This is a genomic window from Pseudophaeobacter leonis (assembly GCF_002087335.1).
Lineage (GTDB): Bacteria > Pseudomonadota > Alphaproteobacteria > Rhodobacterales > Rhodobacteraceae > Pseudophaeobacter > Pseudophaeobacter leonis.
This window is the reverse complement of sequence record NZ_MWVJ01000006.1, coordinates 49,548-69,482: the sequence shown is the minus strand read 5'-3', so window position 1 is coordinate 69,482 and position 19,935 is coordinate 49,548. Positions and strand designations below refer to the sequence as shown.

Below are 19,935 nucleotides of genomic sequence, written 5' to 3'. Positions count from 1 at the left end.
GCAGCGGGGCTTAGCTGTCGTAGTCGATGGCGTGACGCAGTTGTTTTTCGAATTCCAGCGCTTTGCCGGTGCCAAGGGCAACGCAGTTCAGGCATTCATCGGCGATCGAGACGGCCAGTCCGGTTTGCTCGCGCAGGGCCAGATCGAGATCGCCCAACAGCGCGCCCCCCCCGGTGAGCATGACGCCCCGGTCAACAATATCAGCAGCCAGATCCGGCGGCGTTGTCTCCAGCGCGGTCATCACCGCCTCACAGATCTGCTGTACGGGTTCCGCCAGCGCCTCGGCGACCTGGGCCTGGCTGATTTCGATTTCTTGCGGCACGCCGTTCAAAAGATCACGCCCGCGGATTTGCATCGACTGGCCGAGGCCATCGTCGGGCATCCGGGCGGTGCCGATAGAGGTCTTGATACGTCCGGCGGTGGCCTCACCAATCAACAGGTTCTGCTGGCGGCGCAGATACGAGAGGACCGCCTCATCCATCCGGTCGCCACCAACCCGCACCGAGCGGGCATAAACAATGTCGCCCAGCGACAGAACCGCCACCTCGGTGGTACCACCGCCGATGTCGACAACCATGTTGCCGGTTGGATCCGTGATCGGCATGCCGGCACCAATGGCGGCGGCAATGGGCTCTGCAATCAGACCGGCGCGGCCAGCACCTGCCGAGAGAACCGAGGTGCGGATGGCGCGTTTCTCAACCGGGGTGGCGCCATGGGGCACACAGACGATGATTTTTGGTTTTCTGGAAAAGGGCGAGCGTTTGTGCACCTTGCGAATGAAATGTTTGATCATTTCTTCGGCGGTATCAAAATCGGCAATAACGCCTTCGCGCATGGGACGGATCGCCTGAATACTGCCGGGGGTCCGGCCCAGCATCAGCTTGGCGTCTTCGCCAACGGCAAGCACCTTTTTCACACCCCATCTTTGATATGATACGCCACCACAGAGGGTTCCGACAGGATCACGCCACGGCCTTTGACGTAGACCAGCGTGTTTGCGGTGCCGAGGTCGATGGCCATGTCCGTGGTGAACAACCCGCCAAGATTTCCGAAAAACGCCATTAAAATATGATCCTATCAAGCTGGAGCAAGGGACGACTCTTCTGTCGCCGCCAACCTACGTCTTATACCAGCGCAGCCCTGCCGTAAAAGGGCGTTTTGCGCGTTGCTAGCGCCTTTTCGCCGGTGCGGGTGTCTCAATGGGCATTGGGGTTGCACTTTGCGGCCAAAGGTCTCAGCGACCGGGGCGCTGCGAGTCAGCTGCGCGCTGGGGCTGCGCTGGGTTATCCGCCCAGTGGTTTGTGGTTCCCAGCGCGGCAAATACGCGCTAGAGCCGGTGCTATGCTGTCATATCAACATATTTATCATGCCGGAAATCTGGCCGATGTCCAAAAGCACATGCTGTTGGCTGCGATGCTGTCTTATCTCACGCGCAAGGACAAACCGGTCAGCTATATCGAGACCCACGCCGGACGCGGGCTGTATCATCTGGATGCGCCAGAAGCGATCAAGACCGGCGAGGCTGCTGCCGGAATAGATCGTCTTCTTGGCGATGGCAGCCTGCCTGCGGATCATCCGTTGCTTGCGGCCCTTGCGGCTTGCAAGGCGGCGCATGGCGAGCCGGCCTATCCCGGCTCTCCGTTGATTGCGCACCATCTGCTGCGTCCGCAAGACAGCCTGCATTTTGCCGAGCTGCATCCCGGTGAACACGAAGCCCTGCGTCAATCCCTGCCACGGGGGCGGGCCAAAATACACATGCAGGACGGGTTTGAGCTGGCCCAGTCTCTGGCGCCGCCAACGCCGCGGCGCGGGCTTTTGCTGATCGATCCGAGCTATGAGATCAAAAGCGACTACGGCCGCATTCCCGGCATCATCGCCACGCTGCATCGCAAGTGGAACGTTGGCATTATCGCGCTCTGGTATCCGATCCTGCAAGATGGCGCCCATGGGCCAATGCTGCGGGCGCTGGAAAGCCAGAACCTGCCCGGCGCGCTGCGCCATGAGGTGCGGTTCCCTGCGGCGCGCGAGGGGCACCGGATGATCGGCTCTGGGATGTTCCTGGTCAATGCCCCCTTTGGCATCGAGGCGGAATGCGCCCGCCTGGATGGGCTTTTTGCCGGACTGCAATAACCATCGTAAGATCACACAGGCGGAAAAAAGACGTCCTGGCCGCCTTGCTTGCTAGCTGTGCTAGTCGAGTGTTGCGTCGCGGGCTTCCCACTCTTTGATCCAGTCCCAGCCGCCCAGGGCGTCAATCAGCGGCTGTAGCTGCGTCTCAAAACGCTGCCATTTGTTCAGGCCGGATCGGTTCACCCCTTCGCGCACCTGCAGCAGCGAGGCGGTGGTGACGGATTCTTTGGAGTCTTGCGGCGCAAGGCAGGCAGCCTCCCAGCCAAGATCAAGATGCGCCAGGATGGCACGCATCTGCGGCTCCGGGGTTTCGACAAGCTGGCGATAGGATTGCAGCCGCACCCTGTCGCCAAGTTTTGGGATATAGTCATCCAAAGACGCGTAGTTGGCGCGAATGTGCTGCCCGATCGATTTGAGGTCTTTTGAATAGTAGTGGCCCTGATGAAAATTGGTGGTGAACAGCGACAGGCCAATATCCAGCGGATGGCGCATCATAAAGACAAACCGCGCGTCGGGCAGGATCATGCGGGCAAAGCCCATTTCAAACAGGTTTTGCGGCAGCTTGTCGATGGTGACGCGGCAGGGGACAGTACCGGGCGCGGTATCGGGTTGCGAAAGCTGCGCCAGATAGGCCTCGCGTCCGGCCTGGGCCAGCTCGGGGCTTGTCTGGTCACACCAGGCCCAGTCCGGCGCGGCAGGGTCGTGCTGGCGCAGGTGGTTCTGAATGGCCTGACGGGTTTGGATCAGAGCCGGGCTTTCGCCAATGCTGGCGACGTGGGGATGCGCCCTCAGCATGGTTTCCAACAGCGTCGTGCCAGACCGGGGCAGGCCCACAACGAACAAGGGCCGGGAGGTGTCGCCAGTTTTCGTGTTTCCGGTGGTTGTGATCTGCGGCAGCCGCTTGGGGTCAAAGCTCTGGCATTGCGCGGCAACAGAGGCTGATGTTTCGCTCGAATCGTAACTTCCCGGGGTTGCATCTTTGGCGACCTGAAAATAGCGAAACGCGATGGCCGGTTTGTCAGCAGCAGAGGCCAGCTTGCCCAAGGTGTTCGAGGCGCTGACCTTTTCTGCCTTGGACAGTTTTGCGCTGCTGGCAAGCCTGCGCAGACGTTTGCCATGTGCGCTGTCCCAGGTGTAGGGCGCGGCAAGATACAGCGTGCTCAAGGCCTGCGCCGAATTGGGATTGTGTTTCAGAATTGCCTTAAAGGCCTCAGCGGCGCGCTCCTTATGGCCGCTTTGCAGGCTGCGGGCGCCCAGTTTGCCCCAGGCCGCAAGGTCGTCCGGCCAGGTGGCCACAATGGCCTCGAGGACTTCGATGCCGCGATCGGCGCGACCAAGTCCAAAATAGCAATCAGCCACAAGGTCCAGCATTCCGGGGTCCGAGGGGGCGCGGGCCAGCTGAGGCTGCAGGGCAATCATAACCTCCTGGAAGGCGCCGCGCTGCATCAGGCCAGCATAGGTACTTCTGTCAAAGGCTTCTGCCAACGGGTTTTCCATACTGGTTTGGTGCATTTTTGCTGCCACTTTAGGAGAACGAACTGGGGCAGGCTAACAACGGCATATTTCAAAGCGGTAAATTTGAGGGCGGCGTGATGTTTGCGCAAATAACTTCGATCAGGACATAAAAACGCCCGCCCCGGAGGTTCAGGGGCGGGCGCGCTATGATGTGTCGCAGTTTAGCCGTAGCCGGAACCATAGCCGGAAAGGGCGCGCCGTCAGGTCACGTCTTTATAAGAGATTTCGCGGGCGTCTGCCCCTTCGCCCACCCGGTCGCGGCGCACAATCACCCGGTTCAGCGCATTGATATAGGCCTTGGCCGAGGCCACAACCGTATCGGTATTGGCGCTTTCGCCGGTGGCAATAATACCGTCTTCCTCAAGGCGGACCGAAACTGTGGCCTGGGCGTCGGTGCCTTCGGTCACCGCGTTCACCTGATACAGCTGCAGACGGGCCGTGTTGGGGTAGATCTTGCGGACGGCCTTAAAGGTGGCATCCACCGGGCCATCGCCCTCGGCGGTCGCGGTGACATCCTTGCCATCCACCTCCATCTCGACTGTGGCTTCGGCCGGGCCGCCGGTGCCGCAGATAACCTTCATCGAGACCAGTTGCAGATGGTCGTTCTCAGAATCCTCGCCCGAACGCATCAGGGCGATAATATCGTCGTCAAAGACTTCTTTCTTGCGATCCGCCAGCTCTTTGAAGCGCACAAACAGGTCTTTTAACTGGTTGTCACCGACCTCGAACCCCAATGTGTTGAGCTTGTCGCGCAGCGCAGCCCGGCCCGAGTGTTTGCCAAGCGGCAGCGAGGTGCCGGAGAGGCCGACATCCTCGGGGCGCATGATTTCAAAGGTTTCTTTGTTCTTCAGCATGCCATCCTGATGGATGCCGCTTTCGTGGGCAAAGGCGTTCTTGCCGACGATGGCCTTGTTGAACTGCACCGAAAAGCCCGACACCGTGGCGACGCGGCGCGAGATATGCATGATCTTTTTGGTGTCGATGCCAGTCTTCCAGGGCATGATGTCATTGCGCACTTTCAGCGCCATCACCACCTCTTCGAGGGCGGTGTTGCCGGCCCGTTCACCCAGGCCGTTGATGGTGCACTCAACCTGACGCGCGCCGCCTGCGACAGCGGCCAGCGAGTTGGCCGTCGCCATGCCAAGGTCATTGTGGCAATGGGTGGCAAAGATCACCTCATCGGCGCCCGGCACGGTTTCGATCAGGCGTTTGATCAGATCGGCACTGTCAGCAGGGGCTGTATAGCCGACGGTGTCGGGGATGTTGATGGTGGTGGCGCCGGCCTTGATGGCGATCTCGATCACCCGGCACAGGTAGTCCCATTCCGTGCGGGTGGCATCCATCGGCGACCACTGCACATTGTCCACCAGATTGCGCGCATGGGTGACGGTCTCGTGGATGCGGTCGGCCATCTCATCCATGCTGAGATTGGGAATGGCGCGGTGCAGTGCCGAGGTGCCGATAAAGGTGTGAATGCGCGGCTTTGCCGCTTGGCGCACGGCCTCGGCGCAGCGGTCGATGTCTTTGAAATTGGCCCGTGCCAGCCCGCAGATCACCGAATTCTTTGACCGCTCGGCAATCTCGCTCACGGCTTTGAAGTCGCCCTCAGAGGCAATGGGAAAGCCGGCCTCGATGATGTCGACGCCCATATCATCCAGCAGCTCGGCAATCTCAAGCTTTTCGTCATGGGTCATGGTGGCGCCGGGGCTTTGTTCGCCATCGCGCAGGGTGGTGTCGAAGATCAAGACGCGATCTTTGTCAATGATATTGGTCATTTTAGTAACTTTCTAACTCTGTCCTGAGGTCCATTTCTGGCAGCTCGTTTTCGGCGGTCCATATTTTGGCGCGCATGCCTATCTCCTCTGAGCGGACGCGCCAAAAGGCACGCTCAGAGGCGGACTAGGAGCAGTAGGGCACGCAGAGACGCGCCGCGAAAGGCGGCGTCGGTCATAGGGATATCTGCGCAAACTGTCATAGCGGCAATTTATACAGAGGCGGTTGCGAATGGAAAGAGGGAAAACAAAGCGCAATATCGGTTTTGTTGTGGGCGCGCCAAAGATGTGCAGGGCAAAGACCTGCGGGCTGGAGACGTGCAGACCTGCGTTGTGATGTCAGACCTGTGTTTCACCACAGGCCTGCGGCACCCGGCCCCCACAGGAACCCACAGGAACCCACTGGCGCCTGCTGGCTTATTGTGATGCGGTGGCGTCTGGCTGTGCTTCAGTCTCTGTTTCAGCCGCTTCGTCTGCTTCAGCATCGGCATTGGGGGGCGCGCCGTTGTTCCAGCTGCCGCTGCCCGTCTGCCCGCCGGTATAGGTCATGGTGCCGGGGCCCTGCCGCTTGCCGTTCACAAAGGCGCCCACATAGATATCGCCATTGGCATAGGTGGCCTTGCCCTCACCGGTAATCTTTCCCTCTGTCCAGTCGCCCTCATAGATAAAGCCGCTGGGCATTTCGATCTTGCCGCTGCCGTGGCGTTGGCTGTTGACAAAACTGCCAGTATAGATCGAGCCATCTGCATAGGTCACCCTTGCTTCGCCGTGGCGCTGCCCGTCCTGCCAGCCGCCGTCATACAGATAGCCGCTGGCATCCGTCATGATGCCCTGACCGTGGTTGCGGGCATTCACAAAGGCGCCTTTGTAGACCGGCGTCATTGGGGTAGGTGGCAGTGCCATTGCCCTCAATGACGCCGGAAATCCAGTCGCCTTCATAGGTCGAGCCATCAGGATAGGTGATCTTGCCGACGCCATGGGACAGGTCGTCCTGAAAGGCGCCCTCATAGACCGAGCCGTCGGGATAGGTCACGCGGCCCTGGCCTTCGATCTGCCCGGCCAGCCAGGCGCCGGTATAGGTATAGCCATCTGTCTTGGTGAACGTGCCGGTGCCGTGGCGCAGGTCGTCTTCGAACATGCCCTCAAATGTGTCGCCATTGGCATGGGTCTGGGTGCCGATACCCTGACGGCGGCCGTTGGCCAGCGGGCCGCTGTAGACATCGCCGTTGGGCTGGGTGAGGGTGCCGACCCCGTTCATCTGATTGTCGGCCCAATCGCCCTCGTAGCGCAGCCCGTCCGGCATCTCCAGCGTGCCAACCCCGTGCAGCTGACCATCGCGAATATCGCCCTGATAGGTGGCGCCATCAGGATAGGTGATGGTGGCCTTGCCCTCTTTGCGCCCCTCAACCCAGTCGCCATTGTATTCATAGCCGCCGGGGTTTTGCATCACACCCTTGCCCTGATGCTGGCCCTGAACAAAGCTGCCCTCGTAGCGCACGCCATTGGCATAGACTGCAACGCCCTGGCCATTGATGACGCCAGCCATCCACTCGCCTTCATAGGTGCCGCCATCCGCCAGGGGGATTTTGCCCAGTCCTTCGGGCTTACCTTTGACGAATTCGCCCTCGTAGATCGATCCATTGGGAAAGCGCGCCACGCCCAGCCCAAGAATTTCGCCGTCAACCCAGGCGCCGGAATACTCATAGCCATTGGGCAGGCGGTAGGTGCCGGTGCCATGTTGCAGGCCGCCCCGGAAGGTGCCCTCGTAGACGCCCCCGATTTCATCCTGACTGGTGATGATCCTGTCGTCCTGGGCCCGGGCGGGGGTGCCGGCGGGAGCGGCCAGGGCCAGAATGAAGAGCGTTGCAAGCGTTCTGCTGAAACCGGTCATGAAAACCTCTGTTTGCCGCAAGCCGGTCGAAACCAACCTTTGGGAATTGCTTCTGCCAATGGGTTACTTGCTAGGAAACTAAGCGAGCAAACCACTTGCCGCAATGTCTTTTGCGGCTCGCCCCTTTTCCTTGGCTGCTGATCTGATAAACGACTGGGAATATGTTTTGCAAAGGGCTTGTGCAGGATGGCAGATCGGTTTCGTGTGACACTGGCGCAGATGAACCCCACGGTTGGGGATCTTGCGGGCAATGCAGCCAAGGCGCTTGAGGCCTGGCAGGCCGGGCGTGCCGCCGGTGCTGATCTGGTGGCGCTGCCCGAGATGTTCCTCACCGGTTATAACACGCAGGACCTGGTGCTGAAGCCGGTGTTTCAGCAGGCTGCGATGGCCGCCGCGGCCCAGCTGGCTATTGACTGCGCCGAGGGGCCAGCGCTTGCGATTGGCTGCCCCTGGGCTGAAGATGGCAAGCTTTATAATGCCTATCTGATCCTCAAGGGGGGCAAGATCGCCTCGCGCTGTCTAAAGCATCACCTGCCCAACGAGACTGTGTTTGACGAGGTGCGAATCTTTGATGCGGGTCCGCTTGGCGGACCCTATGCGGTGGGGGATACGCGCATTGGCTCGCCGATTTGCGAAGATGGCTGGCACCCTGATGTGGCCGAAACGCTGCAGGAGACCGGCGCTGAATTCCTGCTGATTCCCAATGGCTCTCCCTATTTCCGTAACAAGATGGAAGTGCGGCAGAATTTCATGGTGGCCCGTGCGGTCGAAACCGGGTTGCCGGTGATCTACCTCAATATGGTAGGTGGCCAGGACGATCAGGTCTTTGATGGCGGTAGTTTCGTGGTGCAGCCTAACGGCGCGCTGGCGTTGCAGATGCCCGGTGTTTGACGAGGTGATCACCCAACTGGATCTGGAACGCACCGACGCTGGCTGGCGTGCCATTGAGGGGGAAAAGGCGCATTTGCCTGATGAATGGGAGCAGGACTATCGCACCATGGTCGAATCCCTGCGTGACTACATGGGCAAAACCGGCTTCAAGAAAGTGCTGCTGGGACTGTCCGGCGGCGTCGACTCGGCCATTGTTGCCGCCATCGCGGTGGATGCGATCGGATCCGAGAACGTGCGTTGCGTCATGCTGCCCTCGGAATACACCAGCCGGGAGTCCCTGGAGGACGCCGAGGCGGTGGCCGAGGCGCTGGGCGTGCACTATGACTATGTGCCCATTGCCGAAGGCCGCGCCGCCATCACCAATACGCTGGCACCGCTGTTTGCCGGGCGTGACGAGGACCTCACCGAGGAAAACATCCAGTCCCGCCTGCGGGGACTGCTGCTGATGGCGATGTCGAACAAATTTGGCGAGATGCTGCTGACCACGGGGAATAAATCAGAGGTCGCAGTGGGTTACGCCACAATCTATGGTGATATGAACGGCGGCTACAACCCGATCAAGGATCTCTACAAGACCCGGGTTTTTGAAACCTGTCGCTGGCGCAATGCCAATCACCGCCCCTGGATGAAGGGCCCTGCCGGTGAGGTCATCCGCCCCAATGTGATCGACAAGCCGCCTTCGGCTGAGCTGCGGGATGACCAGAAAGACAGTGACAGCCTGCCGGACTACCCGGAGCTGGATGCGATTTTGCAGATTTTGGTTGATCAGGATGGCTCGATTGCGGACTGCGTGGCACAAGGTTTCGCGCGCGAAACAGCCAAACGCATCGAACATCTGCTCTATATCAGCGAGTACAAACGCTTTCAGTCAGCCCCCGGAGCCCGGCTTTCGCCACGGGCTTTTTGGCTTGACCGCCGCTACCCTATTGTCAATCGTTTTCGCGATCCCTCCTAGGAATTGTCTTGAGAGGATGACGCGGTGTCACAGGGGGTTTCCAGTTGTTTTCTCATGATTTTCAGGGAATTAAGTGGCAAAAAACTGCGCAAGAGAGACGATGATGCGACCCAAAAATCACATTTTGTTAACGGGCAGGGCGAGGGCGGTTTTGTCCCCTAGACCCAAAGCAAAACGCGCGGCATAGACCACCTCATGCCTGGACCTAAGCTGCCCCATTTCCAAGCCGATCTTGCTCTGCCCAAACGCGTTGACGCGGTTGTTATTGGTGGCGGCATAATTGGTGCTACGACCGCGCTGGAGCTTGCCGAGCGCGGCCATTCAGTAGTGCTCTGTGAAAAGGGGCAAATTGCCGGAGAGCAAAGCTCGCGCAATTGGGGCTGGGTGCGCATTTCACAGCGCGATCCGCGTGAATTGCCCCTGATGGCCGAGGCGATGCGGATCTGGGAGGGGCTGGATGCCCGCACCGGACATGCCACCGGCTATCAGCGCTCAGGGATTGTCTATACAGCCGAGCGCGGGCGTGAAGAGGTCAGGCTCGAGGCCTGGGCACCGCATCTGGCGGCGATGGATTTGCCAGGGCAGATGCTGCGGGGGGATCTGTTGAAACAGGTGATGCCAGGGCATCAGAGCAAAATCATTTCCGGGTATTACACACCTCTGGATGGGCGGGCCGAGCCGCAGTTGGCCACCCATGCGATCGCTTTGGCAGCGCAGGCGGCGGGCGCTAAGGTGATGACCGAATGCGCGGTGCGCTCGGTCGAGACCGAAGCGGGCCGTATCAGTGGCGTGATGACAGAGCGTGGCCGGGTGGCCTGTTCGGCTGTGGTTGTGGCTGGCGGCGCCTGGTCGCGGCTGTTTTTGGGCAATGCCGGAATTTCCCTGCCGCAATTGAAGGTCTTGAATTCTGTCCTGCGCACCTCACCCGTGCAGGGTGGGCCGCAAACCTCGATCTGGAGCAGTGGCTTTGCGCTGCGCAAAAGGCTGGATGGCGGCTATACCATCGCGAACGGTACCGAGAATATTGTTGATATCGTCCCCGATAGCCTGCGGCTTGGCTGGAAATTCCTGCCCAGCTATCTGGAGGAATGGCGCTCCTTGCAGGTCCGCTTCTTTGGCTCGGGACGTTGGCGCGAGGAGGCAGCGCAGGACCGCAACTGGTCGTCGCAGCAGACCACTCCGTTTGAGAAATCCCGCATGCTGGACCCGGCGCCCTCGCAAAAGGCGATCAAGCAGGCCTGGGAGGCGGCACAGAGTGTCTTTCCCGTGCTGCAGTCCGCCGATGTTGTGCAAAGCTGGGGGGGCTTGATTGATGTGACCCCTGATGCGGTGCCGGTGATCTCGCAGGTGGATGATTTGCCGGGGTTGTTCGTGTCGACCGGCTATAGCGGTCATGGCTTTGGCATTGGTCCTGCTGCGGGGCGTCTGACGGCTGATCTGGTCACGGGCGATGCGCCCGTGGTGGACCCGCATGACTTCCGGCTGTCGCGGTTTTCCAAATAAACGCGCCGGGGCCTTCCGGAGCCTGCTGAGGTTTCTGGTTTCCCGCCTGTGGTTTCGGGCCTGTGGTTCTGCGTCAAAATTAGCGCCGGGCAGGTCTGCAAAACTGGACAAAATGCCGCCCGTGTGACATGGGGCAAGGCAACAGGAGACATGTCATGACCACCACCCGTTTTGCCCCATCGCCCACTGGGTATATCCATGTTGGCAATCTGCGTACCGCGCTGATGAACTTTTTGATTGCCCGGAAGGCGGGCGGCGAATTTATTTTGCGCATCGACGACACCGATCCTGAGCGGTCGAAAGAAGAATATGTCGATGCGATCAAGCAGGATCTGGAATGGCTGGGCCTGACCTGGGACCGGGTTGAGCGTCAGTCAGAGCGGCTGGAGCGCTATGTCGCTGCCGCGGATGAGCTGCGCCGCATTGGCCGCTTCTACGAGGCCTTTGAGACCCCGACCGAGCTGGACCTCAAGCGCAAAAAACAGCTCAACATGGGCAAACCACCGGTCTATGATCGCGCAGCTCTTGAGCTGTCTGAGGCCGAGAAAGACGCCCTGCGCGCTGAGCGCGGCAACGGCGTCTGGCGGTTCAGGCTGGACCAGGAACGGATTGAATGGAACGATGGTGTGCTGGGCGATATCTCGATTGATGCCGCGTCAGTTTCCGACCCCGTTCTGATCCGTGGCGATGGCCAGTTTCTCTACACGCTGGCCTCTGTGGTGGACGACACCGAGATGGGCGTTACCAATGTGGTGCGTGGCTCTGACCATGTGACCAATACCGCCACCCAGATCCAGATCATCAAGGCACTGGGCGGCACGGTGCCCGCATTTGCGCATCACTCGCTCCTAACGGGCCCGCAGGGCGAAGCCCTGTCGAAACGGCTGGGCACACTGGCGCGGCGGGATCTGCGGGACGCAGGCGTGCAACCCATGGCGCTGCTGAGCCTGATGGCGCGGCTGCGCTCTTCTGATCCGGTTGAAGTGCGTCGCGATATGGCTGAGCTGGTTGAGGGCTTTGACATCAACCGCTTTGGCGCAGCCCCGACCAAATTCGACGTCGAGGATTTGTACCCGCTGACGGCGCGCTATTTGCAGTCGCTGTCGCTTGCGGATGTGAAGCCGCATGTCGACGCACTGGGCGTGCCGACTGAAAAGCAGGAGGGCTTTTGGGCGATGGCGAAGGAAAACATCACCACGCTGAAGGACCTTGGGCAGTGGTGGGATCTTTGCCGTGATGGGGCTGCCCCCTTGATTGCCGATGAGGATAAAGAGTTCATCGCCGAGGCCATGGCGCTCCTGCCCGAGGGCCCCTATGACGGTGAGAGCTGGAAGAGCTGGACCTCGGCCGTAAAAGAGGCCACCGGACGCAAGGGCAAGGGCTTGTTCATGCCGTTGCGCAAGGCGGTGACTGGCAAAGAACGCGGCCCCGACATGAGCGCGCTTTTGGCGCTGATGACGGTCGTGCAAGCCCGCGGCTGATTTCCTCGCACGCTGTAGCGCCCGCTGGGCGCTTTGGACGAGGCTGAGAATTTGTGAGACGTTGATGTGAGGCGGTGCTGCAAGGCGCCGCCTTTATTGTTGGCGACCTTGGGTTTTGGAGGGTTTTGAGGTTTGTGTGCTATGCGGGGCGGCGCGCAAATCTTCTGTTGCCAAATGTTCCCGCCTGTTCCGGGCCCTTAGGTGAAGGGCCCTGCGCAGTTGGGCCGGGCGCCGGGCTGCCGCCCGGCGTGGGGGTTTACAGAAGTCTCGCCTGACCCTGTGGTGTCATGCGGTGGTGGGCTCAGCTGATCTGGGCGCGTCAGATGAGCCGGGCGCCGAGGCGGGCCAGGTGGTGATCCACCAATTTGCTCTCAGCTGGGGCCAGGGCCTGATGGCGTGGATAGCGAGGCGCGCTGCGATCATTGAGAACAGGGGCCTCCCAGCCCGTGGTGGTGGCAAAGAAATCGCTGACACCTGCTTCGCCAAACACCTGCAGGTAGCCCTGCACCACCACATCCAGATAGCTCAGCAAGATGGGGTGGCGCGGACTGCCTTGGTTCTGGGTCTCCTGCGGCACCGCATAGAACGAAATCTCAGGCTGCATCCCAGGCTGCGTCTCAGGCTGCATCTCGGGCTGGCTGGCAAGGGGATGACGGATCGACTGGTTGGCGGGCAGGCGGGCATAGGCGAATTCACGTTGATCCAATGCGTGCCAGTCGGCCCCTGGGACAGCGGCGATCAAGCCGTCAATCTGCGCCTGGGGCGCGGGGACGACCGTGAGGAAGGCCACATCGCGCAGGGCGGTATGGCACCAGCTGCGCTGCCAGCCGCTGAGGCGGGCAGGCTGGGGGTCAAGGTAGTCATGGGTCGCGGTATTGACCAGGCTGCCATAGCCAAAGAAGTAAGGGGAAGGCTTCATTTGATCGTCATTCCGTTTTTGCGCCTGTTTTTATTGATGTATGTCAAACTTCTTTTTGTGGGCCTGTGCAATAATACCGGCAGAGAATAATTGCGGGAGCCAGGCCATGCGCATTACAAAAAGGACCAACATTGCCGTCCGTTTGCTGATGTACTGTGCGGCAAACGCCGAGCGTCTGGTCACAAAAGCCGAAATCGCAGAGTGTTGCAATATCTCCGAGAACCATTTGGCGCAGGTGATCAATCAGTTGAGCCAGCTTGGCTATCTGCACACCCAGAGGGGCCGCAATGGCGGCATGACCCTTGGGCGAAGCACCTCGGAGATCCAAGGTTGGCGATGTCTTTCGCCATGTCGAAGGCGCGCTGCCGATGGTGGAGTGCTTTGCGGATGCTGACAATACCTGCCCCCTCTCAAGCGCCTGCCGCCTGAAGGTCGCACTGGCTGATGCGGCGCAGGCCTTTTATGCCTCTCTGGATGATATCACGCTCGAGTCGCTGGTCTGTGACAATCACGATCTGATGCGCATCCTGCAGCCCGTGGCCTGCGGCGCGCAGCAAACGGCTGTGGCCAGCTGACCAACAGCTGCACCCTGCGCTACAACGAAAAAACAGGGTGACTTGGTCTGGCCTGATTTAACCGGGCCTGATCTGCCCCGGTCCGACCCGGGGTTTTTCCGTTGCGCGCGGTTTAGATGCAGACTGGGCCTACTCCCGGGCGCGCAGGATGCGGGCCGGACGCGCCGCCAGTGGACGCCAGGCAAAGATCAGCCCGGCCAGCAGGGTGGTCAGGATGCCGCCTGAAATCACTGCCAGTGCATTGGGCCATATCACCACATAGCTGGTTTCAAAGACGTAGATATTGACCGCCCAGGCGCCGGCGATGCCCGCGCTGAGGGCCACTAGCCCGGCCCCCGCGCCCAGAATGACCGAGCGCAGCGCAAAGCTTGTCAGGATCTTGCGCCGCGACGCCCCAAGGGTTTTGAGCAGGCCGCCTCGTTAGCGGCGGGCGGGCTCTCCTGCGGCGGCGGTGCCCAGCAGAACCAGAAACCCGGTGAGCAGGGTGGCGGCAGCGCCATAGCTGGTGGCGGCGGCCAGTTGCCGCAGGATATCTGAGACCCGGTCGATGGCATCGCGCACCCGAATGGCGGTGATATTGGGCATCTGGCGCGCCAGATCGCGCAGGATCGGTGCTTCGGCCTCGGCTTCGGCATAAACGGTGGCGATAAAACTATGGGGTGCCCCGGCCAGGGCGGCCTCGTTCAGGGTCAGCACAAACCCCATGCCGGCGGTGGAAAAGTCGACATTGCGAAAGCTGGTGATCGCCGCCTGAATATCGCGCCCCAGCACATTCAGTGTAATGGTGTCCCCCAGCGAGAGCCCCAGCTCCTCGGCCTCTTCGGCGGCAAAGCTGACCTGCGGCGGGCCGGTGTAGTCGTCTGGCCACCAGCTGCCGGCCACGACTTCGGTGCCCTTGGGCTGGGCGGCGGCATAGGTGACGCCGCGATCACCGCGCACCACCCAGTGGTCGCCTGCGACCTCCTGTGCGGGCACGCCGTTGATCTTGGTAATCACCGCACGCAGCATAGGCGCACTTTCGACCTTGCTGACGGCAGGGTCGGTTTCGCACGGGCCAGAAAGGCAGGCATCTGGTCGCGCTGGATGTCGACAAAGAAATACGAGGGCGCCACATCGGCCAGGTTGCCTGCAATGGCGACGCGCATATTGCCATCAATCTGGCCGATGGCTGCCAGCACAGTCAGCCCAAGACCCAGCGCCAGCACCGCAGGCACAGCACCATCGCGGGAGGTGCCAATGGCGGCAAACGCCCATCGCAGGGCCGGGCGCCCGCGACTGATCTTTGTGCCACGCCGCGCCAGCCAGCCCAGCCCGAGGGCGGCGACCAGCAGCACCAGCAGCGCCCCCATCAGGCCACCGGCCGTCCAGAGCGTGAGGCGGGCCGAGCCCGAAAACCAGGCGGCAGAGCCCACCAGCACCGCCAGCGCCAGTGCTGTGGCCAGGATATAGCGCAGCGCCGGCAGATGGCTTGCCTCGCCCAGTGCGCCGCGAAACAGTGAGGCGGCACGAATGCGCTCGGCACGGGCCAAGGGCCACAGAGCAAAGATAAAGGCGGTGAGAAAGCCGTAGAGCGCGGCTTCTATCAACGTGGCAGGGTAGAGCGCAAACAGGGCGGGAAAGGGCAGTTGTGCGGCAATCAGCGGCCCCAGCAGGACCGGCCCCAGCCCGCCAAGCAACAGTCCAATACTGACGCCCAGCAGGGTGAGCGCACCAATTTGCAAGAAATATGTCAGGAAGATCACCTGCCGCTCAGCGCCCAATGTGCGCAGGGTGGCGATGGTTTCTGTCTTGGTGGCCAGATAGGCGCGCACAGCGGCAGAAACACCCACACCGCCAACCGCAAGACCGGAGAGCCCTACCAACACCAGAAGCGCGCCCAGGCGTTCGACAAAGGTCGCAATGCCGGGGGCGCCATTGCGGGCATCGCGCCAGCGCATGCCGTTGTCTTCGAACTGGGCGCGGGCCTCGGTCTGCAGCGCGTCGAGATCGGTCCCGGCGGGCAGAGTGAGGCGGGATTTGGTGGAGAAAAGCGAGCCGGGCGCCAACAGGCCGGAATTTTCCAGCGCGGGCAGGGCGACCAGCGTGCGCGGCCCCAGCGCAAAACCCGAGGCAGCCGCGTCGGGTTCCGTTTTGATGGTGGCCATCAGCACAAAGTCCTGGGTGCCAAAGCGCACAGTGTCGCCGGGTGACAGCCCCAGCCGATCCGCCAGCACCGGCATCATGGCAACACCGGGAAGCGCTCCGTTGCCTGCCAGTGCTGTCGCCAGCGGCATATCGGGCTGCAAGGCCAGCGTGCCAACCAGCGGATAGGCGGTATCGACGGCCTTGACCTGCGTCAGGCCGCGCTCATCGCCGACAGCGGCCATAGAGCGAAACTCAACCACCTGCGACAGGGTCTCGGCCTGTGTGGTCATCCAGGCGCGTTCTTCATCATTGGCAAAGCGATAGGTAAAGGTCAGCTCGGCATCTCCCCCCAACAGGCTGGCGCCCTCCTGGGTGAGCCCGGCCTCAATCGAGGCGCGGATAGAGCCGATGGCCGCGATGACTGCAACGCCCAGGGCAAGGCAGGCGAGAAAAATGCGAAAGCCTTTGATGCCGCCGCGCAGCTCACGCAGGGCAAAGCGCCAGGCCAGACGGAAAGAAGAGGCCAACCCCACGGTCACCTCTGTCATTCTGCTGCCTCGGTTGTAGCCTGAGGTTCAGCCAGGCGGCCATCGCGCAGCCGGATCACCCGGTCACAGCGCGCCGCCAGTTCCGGTGCATGCGTGACCATGATCAGCGTGGCGCCAGAGCGGTCGCGCAGGCCAAACAACAGATCCATCACCGCGGCGCCATTTGCCTCGTCAAGATTGCCGGTGGGCTCATCCGCCAACAGGATTGCCGGGCGCGGCGCCAGAGCACGGGCCAGCGCTACCCGTTGCTGTTCGCCACCCGACAGCTGCGCCGGGAAATGCCCGGCTCGATGGCCAAGCCCAACAGCGTCAAGCTCGGCCATGGCGACCTCAAAGGCGTCGCGGCGACCAGCCAACTCGAGCGGGGTTGCGACGTTTTCAAGCGCGGTCATGGTGGGGATCAGATGAAAGCTTTGGAACACCACCCCCATGTGGTCACGGCGAAACCGCGCCAGAGCGTCTTCGTTCATCGCGGTGAGGTCTTGCCCCAGCGCTGCGATCTTGCCGCCGGTGGCCAGCTCCAGCCCGCCCATCAACATCAGCGCGAGGATTTGCCCGAGCCAGAGGGACCAATCAGCCCCAGTGTCTCACCCTTGGCAACATCCAGCGAGATATCCTGCAAAATTTGTACGGGTCCGGTATTGCCATTCAGCGTCAAAGACGCATCTTTTAGGTGAAGAACGGGTGGTTGAGGATCTGTCATTAAGCCGCGCCTGTTAAATACACTCTATCGGATATGGAGCATTTGCCGCGATGCGCAAGGTTTGGACCCTGTTGGGGATTGTTATTTTTGCGACCTTTGCCGCACAGGGGCGGGCTGCAGAGCTGCGACTGAGCGCTTTTGGTGACAGTCTGGTGCAGGGCTACGGGCTGGCGCAGGGCGACGGATTTGTGCCGCAGCTGCAGGCCTGGCTGCGCGGACAGGGGGTCGATGTTGCGCTGAGCAATGCCGGGGTCTCGGGGGATACAACCGCAGGCGGCGCGGCCCGGATCGACTGGACGCTGGCGGATCAGCCGCAGGGGGTGATCGTGCTTTTGGGCGGCAATGACATGCTGCGCGGGCTGCAACCGGTTCAGGCCGAGGCCAACCTGCGAAAAATACTGCAGGCCGCACAGGACAAGAATACGCAGGTTTTGCTGGTTGGTATGACGGCCCCGGGCAACTATGGCCCAGAGTATAAAGCGGCTTTTGATGCGATCTATGGCGATCTGGCCGAGGAATTCGGCGCGCTGCTGCACCCGGATGCCTTTGCCGGTATTCGCGCCAAGGCGGGGGCAGACCCGGCTGCAGCACAGCCCTTTATGCAGGCTGACAATATTCACCCAAATGCCGCTGGTGTGGCACTGAATGTGGCAGCCCTGGGTCCCGTGGCGCTGCAGCTAGTCGCCAGAATTGCGCACATAAAACCAGAGGGTTAGCGGACCAGAGGGTGAGCATCGCTGCAAAAGCGGCCCCGTGACAGGGGCCGCCAGACTGGATGTATTGTGGCGGCCTAAAGCAGCGCGAGATCCACAGCAGACTCACGACCATCGCGGCCGGGTTGCATCTCGTAGCTGACTTTTTGATTGTCAGCGAGGCCGGTCAGGCCGGATCGCTCAACCGCTGAAATGTGAACAAATACGTCGCTGCCACCCCCATCGGGGGCAATAAAGCCAAAGCCTTTGGTGGTGTTGAACCATTTGACGGTGCCAGTTGCCATCGTCTCTTCTCCTAGTTTCTTCTCACGTAATCTACCCGCAACATGCGGCAGTATGGCCGGCTCATTTTATGCGTATGGCCCTACCGGTCAGGGCAATTTGCACAGTTTTCATGACTCGGCGGTGACAGCATTGGACAGAAGAAGTCATCAGGCAAGAAAAATTCACGCCACAGGCCCGTGCGCCAAAAGGTGTGGGCCTGTGGGCAGGGTCAACAGGTTTGGGCAGGCGCCTTGGGGCGTTTGCGCATTGAGGCAGGCAGCAGTGGCAGTTTGTGGCGCACAGCCGGGGGCTGCAATGAACCGCGTTTTGTCTGTGTCTTGCAGATGTGTTTGAGGCCTCATATCTTAACGGGCCACAGGATTGGAGATTTGCCATGGCCACCAAAACGCTCACCTGTCTGAGCTGCGCCCAGTTGAATAGGGTGCCGGAGGACAAGCTGGCCGCGGGGCCAAAATGCGGCAGTTGCGGTGCTGCCTTGATGCCGACGCAGCCGATGGATGTGGATCCGGCGGTGCTGCAAAAGGCGGCGCAGAACGATGATCTGCCCCTGATCGTCGACTTTTGGGCGCCCTGGTGCGGGCCGTGCAAAATGATGGGGCCGGAATATGCCAAAGCGGCCAGGAAACTGGCGGGTCAGGCGCGACTGGTCAAACTGGCACGAGCGACATCAGTCGACCGGCGGGCGCTACCGGATCAAGGGGATACCAACCCTGGTGGGCTTTGCGCGCGGCAAAGAGCAAAAGCGCCAGTCAGGTGCGATGCGAGAAGGTCAGATCACCGCCTGGGTAAAAGCGCTATAGCGCCTCAGGCCGTGATCTCAGGTGTGATCTCAGGCTGTGGCCTGCGCCTTTGTCGGCTCTGCCTTTTGTCCCTCAATTCGAGGGCGCAACAACAGGGCAAGGACTGTCAGGACCGAAAATAGAACGCCTGACGCCGAGTAGAGCAGCAGGCTCTGCCAGAGGTGTAGATCAAACAGCGCAAAGCCGGTGGCGGCCGAGATAAGGCCAAAAAACGATCCAACCATGATACCCACAAAAGCCACTTTGTCTCTCCCTCAGCTGAGGCCACTGCCAAATCCTAGCGCGGCGCTGTCCTCTCAATACAGGCTGAAATCGTTAATATTTTGTTCAAACTGTGCAGAGGCCGGGGTGAAGCAGGGCTAAATGCGCCACAATGAGCCAGAATTTCGCGTCGGGCGCGCTGGTTCTACCCGTTTTACCGCAGGCGTCGGGGCTAGGTGGCGGGCTCATTTTGAGACAAAGGCGATGCCGTCCTTTGGTTTTGGCATTCTGCCGCCCCCTTGTTGCAGCACATGGGTGAGCTCATGCACCAGGAGCTCAGAGTTCTTGGCGTCGGCCGCTTTGCCAAAATAGACGTCATTGCCGATGCTAAAGGCCTTGGCTTTCAGCTCTTTGCAGAGCTCTTTGGCATTGCCGCCAGAATGCACCTGCACCTTTGCGAGTTTGCTGCCAAAATGCGCCTCCAGCCCTTTTCGCACGTCACTGGGCAGCTTTTTGCTCTTGGTGTCTTCTGGCGGGACAAAAGCTTTTTGCGTTTGGCTTTTTTGCCACTCAGAGCTTCGGCCTGGGCTGCGATGTCTGCGGGGGAAATGGGCATTGGGGGAACCTTTGGACAAGTGAAATGAAAATCGGATGCGGTCATGTTTGAGGCCAGTATGGGGCAGTCGTTAACGGCCATGATAGCGCAAAAAGAGCGAAACGCGAAATTGAGGCTGCAACAGTTATTGACAGCGCAACACTAGAAAAGGGGGTCTTTGGGCCGCACGGCCCGCGCCTGCCTCTGGGTGGTTGCTTGCAACCACCTGTCGTCAGTGCATTGCACAGCAATGCACGAGAGACCTTCCCGTCACGCCAGAGGCGTGCTTCCAGCACGACGAAGGCGCTTTGCACCTCCCCAAGGTCAGGCGCGG

The 19,935-nt window shown here is 60.9% G+C and carries 10 protein-coding genes and 7 pseudogenes; 7 read left to right on the top strand and 10 right to left on the bottom strand.

The features are described 5' to 3' along the window. Window positions 1-10 precede the first annotated feature (10 nt). Window positions 11-1,062 (bottom strand): annotated as a pseudogene (locus tag B4968_RS02720) (rod shape-determining protein). Window positions 1,063-1,341: 279 nt separating this feature from the next. Here B4968_RS02720 and B4968_RS02715 point away from each other — a divergent pair. Further along, window positions 1,342-2,130, top strand: coding sequence for a 23S rRNA (adenine(2030)-N(6))-methyltransferase RlmJ (locus B4968_RS02715; RefSeq protein ID WP_083096377.1), 789 nt, complete (start codon window positions 1,342-1,344; stop codon window positions 2,128-2,130). Window positions 2,131-2,190: 60 nt separating this feature from the next. Here the strand turns inward: B4968_RS02715 and B4968_RS02710 are convergent, their stop codons facing one another. The 3 genes and pseudogenes from B4968_RS02710 to B4968_RS02700 all read right to left on the bottom strand — a co-directional run bounded on the left by B4968_RS02710 (window position 2,191) and on the right by B4968_RS02700 (window position 7,308). Further along, complete coding sequence (locus tag B4968_RS02710) at window positions 2,191-3,642, bottom strand: sulfotransferase family protein (RefSeq protein ID WP_083096374.1); 1,452 nt, start codon at window positions 3,640-3,642, stop codon at window positions 2,191-2,193. Window positions 3,643-3,845: 203 nt separating this feature from the next. Next, a complete protein-coding gene (locus tag B4968_RS02705; protein WP_083096371.1) occupies window positions 3,846-5,420 on the bottom strand; it encodes a 2-isopropylmalate synthase in 1,575 nt (524 codons plus the stop codon). 414 nt (window positions 5,421-5,834) lie between these two features. After that, window positions 5,835-7,308, bottom strand: a pseudogene (locus B4968_RS02700) (MORN repeat-containing protein). Between the two features lie 186 nt (window positions 7,309-7,494). Here B4968_RS02700 and B4968_RS02695 point away from each other — a divergent pair. From B4968_RS02695 to gltX, 3 genes and pseudogenes are all read left to right on the top strand, one after another. Then, window positions 7,495-9,154, top strand: a pseudogene (locus tag B4968_RS02695) (NAD+ synthase). A gap of 195 nt (window positions 9,155-9,349) precedes the next feature. Beyond that, window positions 9,350-10,657 carry an NAD(P)/FAD-dependent oxidoreductase gene (locus B4968_RS02690; protein WP_083096369.1) on the top strand — a complete coding sequence of 436 codons (1,308 nt, stop codon included), beginning with the start codon at window positions 9,350-9,352 and terminating at the stop codon, window positions 10,655-10,657. 155 nt (window positions 10,658-10,812) lie between these two features. After that, window positions 10,813-12,138: a glutamate--tRNA ligase gene (gltX, locus tag B4968_RS02685; protein WP_083096367.1), complete on the top strand. Its 1,326-nt coding sequence runs from the start codon at window positions 10,813-10,815 to the stop codon at window positions 12,136-12,138. Between the two features lie 319 nt (window positions 12,139-12,457). Here the strand turns inward: gltX and B4968_RS02680 are convergent, their stop codons facing one another. Continuing rightward, the gene (locus tag B4968_RS02680) at window positions 12,458-13,057 is read right to left on the bottom strand and encodes a gamma-glutamylcyclotransferase family protein (RefSeq protein WP_083096365.1); all 600 of its coding nucleotides are present in this window, start codon (window positions 13,055-13,057) and stop codon (window positions 12,458-12,460) included. 106 nt (window positions 13,058-13,163) lie between these two features. Here B4968_RS02680 and B4968_RS02675 point away from each other — a divergent pair. Then, window positions 13,164-13,632: pseudogene (locus tag B4968_RS02675) on the top strand (RrF2 family transcriptional regulator). Between the two features lie 129 nt (window positions 13,633-13,761). On the opposite strand, the pseudogene B4968_RS02670 reads toward B4968_RS02675, so the two are convergent. Both B4968_RS02670 and B4968_RS02665 read right to left on the bottom strand, forming a co-directional pair. Continuing rightward, window positions 13,762-16,304 (bottom strand): annotated as a pseudogene (locus tag B4968_RS02670) (ABC transporter permease). Then, window positions 16,301-17,007, bottom strand: a pseudogene (locus tag B4968_RS02665) (ABC transporter ATP-binding protein). Before B4968_RS02665 ends, B4968_RS02670 begins: the two co-directional pseudogenes overlap by 4 nt. A 50-nt stretch (window positions 17,008-17,057) precedes the next feature. On the opposite strand from B4968_RS02665, the gene B4968_RS02660 reads away from it, so the two are divergent. Further along, entirely contained in the window at window positions 17,058-17,723 is a 666-nt protein-coding gene (locus B4968_RS02660; RefSeq protein ID WP_083096363.1) for an arylesterase, read from the top strand. Between the two features lie 74 nt (window positions 17,724-17,797). On the opposite strand, the gene B4968_RS02655 is transcribed toward B4968_RS02660, so the two are convergent. Beyond that, window positions 17,798-18,004 (bottom strand): cold-shock protein, encoded by a 207-nt coding sequence (locus B4968_RS02655; RefSeq protein WP_083096360.1) that lies wholly within the window; start codon window positions 18,002-18,004, stop codon window positions 17,798-17,800. A gap of 374 nt (window positions 18,005-18,378) precedes the next feature. Between B4968_RS02655 and B4968_RS02645 the strand changes: the two are divergent. Then, window positions 18,379-18,805 (top strand): annotated as a pseudogene (locus B4968_RS02645) (thioredoxin domain-containing protein). Window positions 18,806-18,834: 29 nt separating this feature from the next. On the opposite strand, the gene B4968_RS02640 reads toward B4968_RS02645, so the two are convergent. Beyond that, window positions 18,835-19,047 carry a hypothetical protein gene (locus tag B4968_RS02640; RefSeq protein WP_083096355.1) on the bottom strand — a complete coding sequence of 71 codons (213 nt, stop codon included), beginning with the start codon at window positions 19,045-19,047 and terminating at the stop codon, window positions 18,835-18,837. 204 nt (window positions 19,048-19,251) lie between these two features. After that, window positions 19,252-19,503 carry an eCIS core domain-containing protein gene (locus B4968_RS02635; RefSeq protein ID WP_241525521.1) on the bottom strand — a complete coding sequence of 84 codons (252 nt, stop codon included), beginning with the start codon at window positions 19,501-19,503 and terminating at the stop codon, window positions 19,252-19,254. Window positions 19,504-19,935 lie beyond the last annotated feature (432 nt).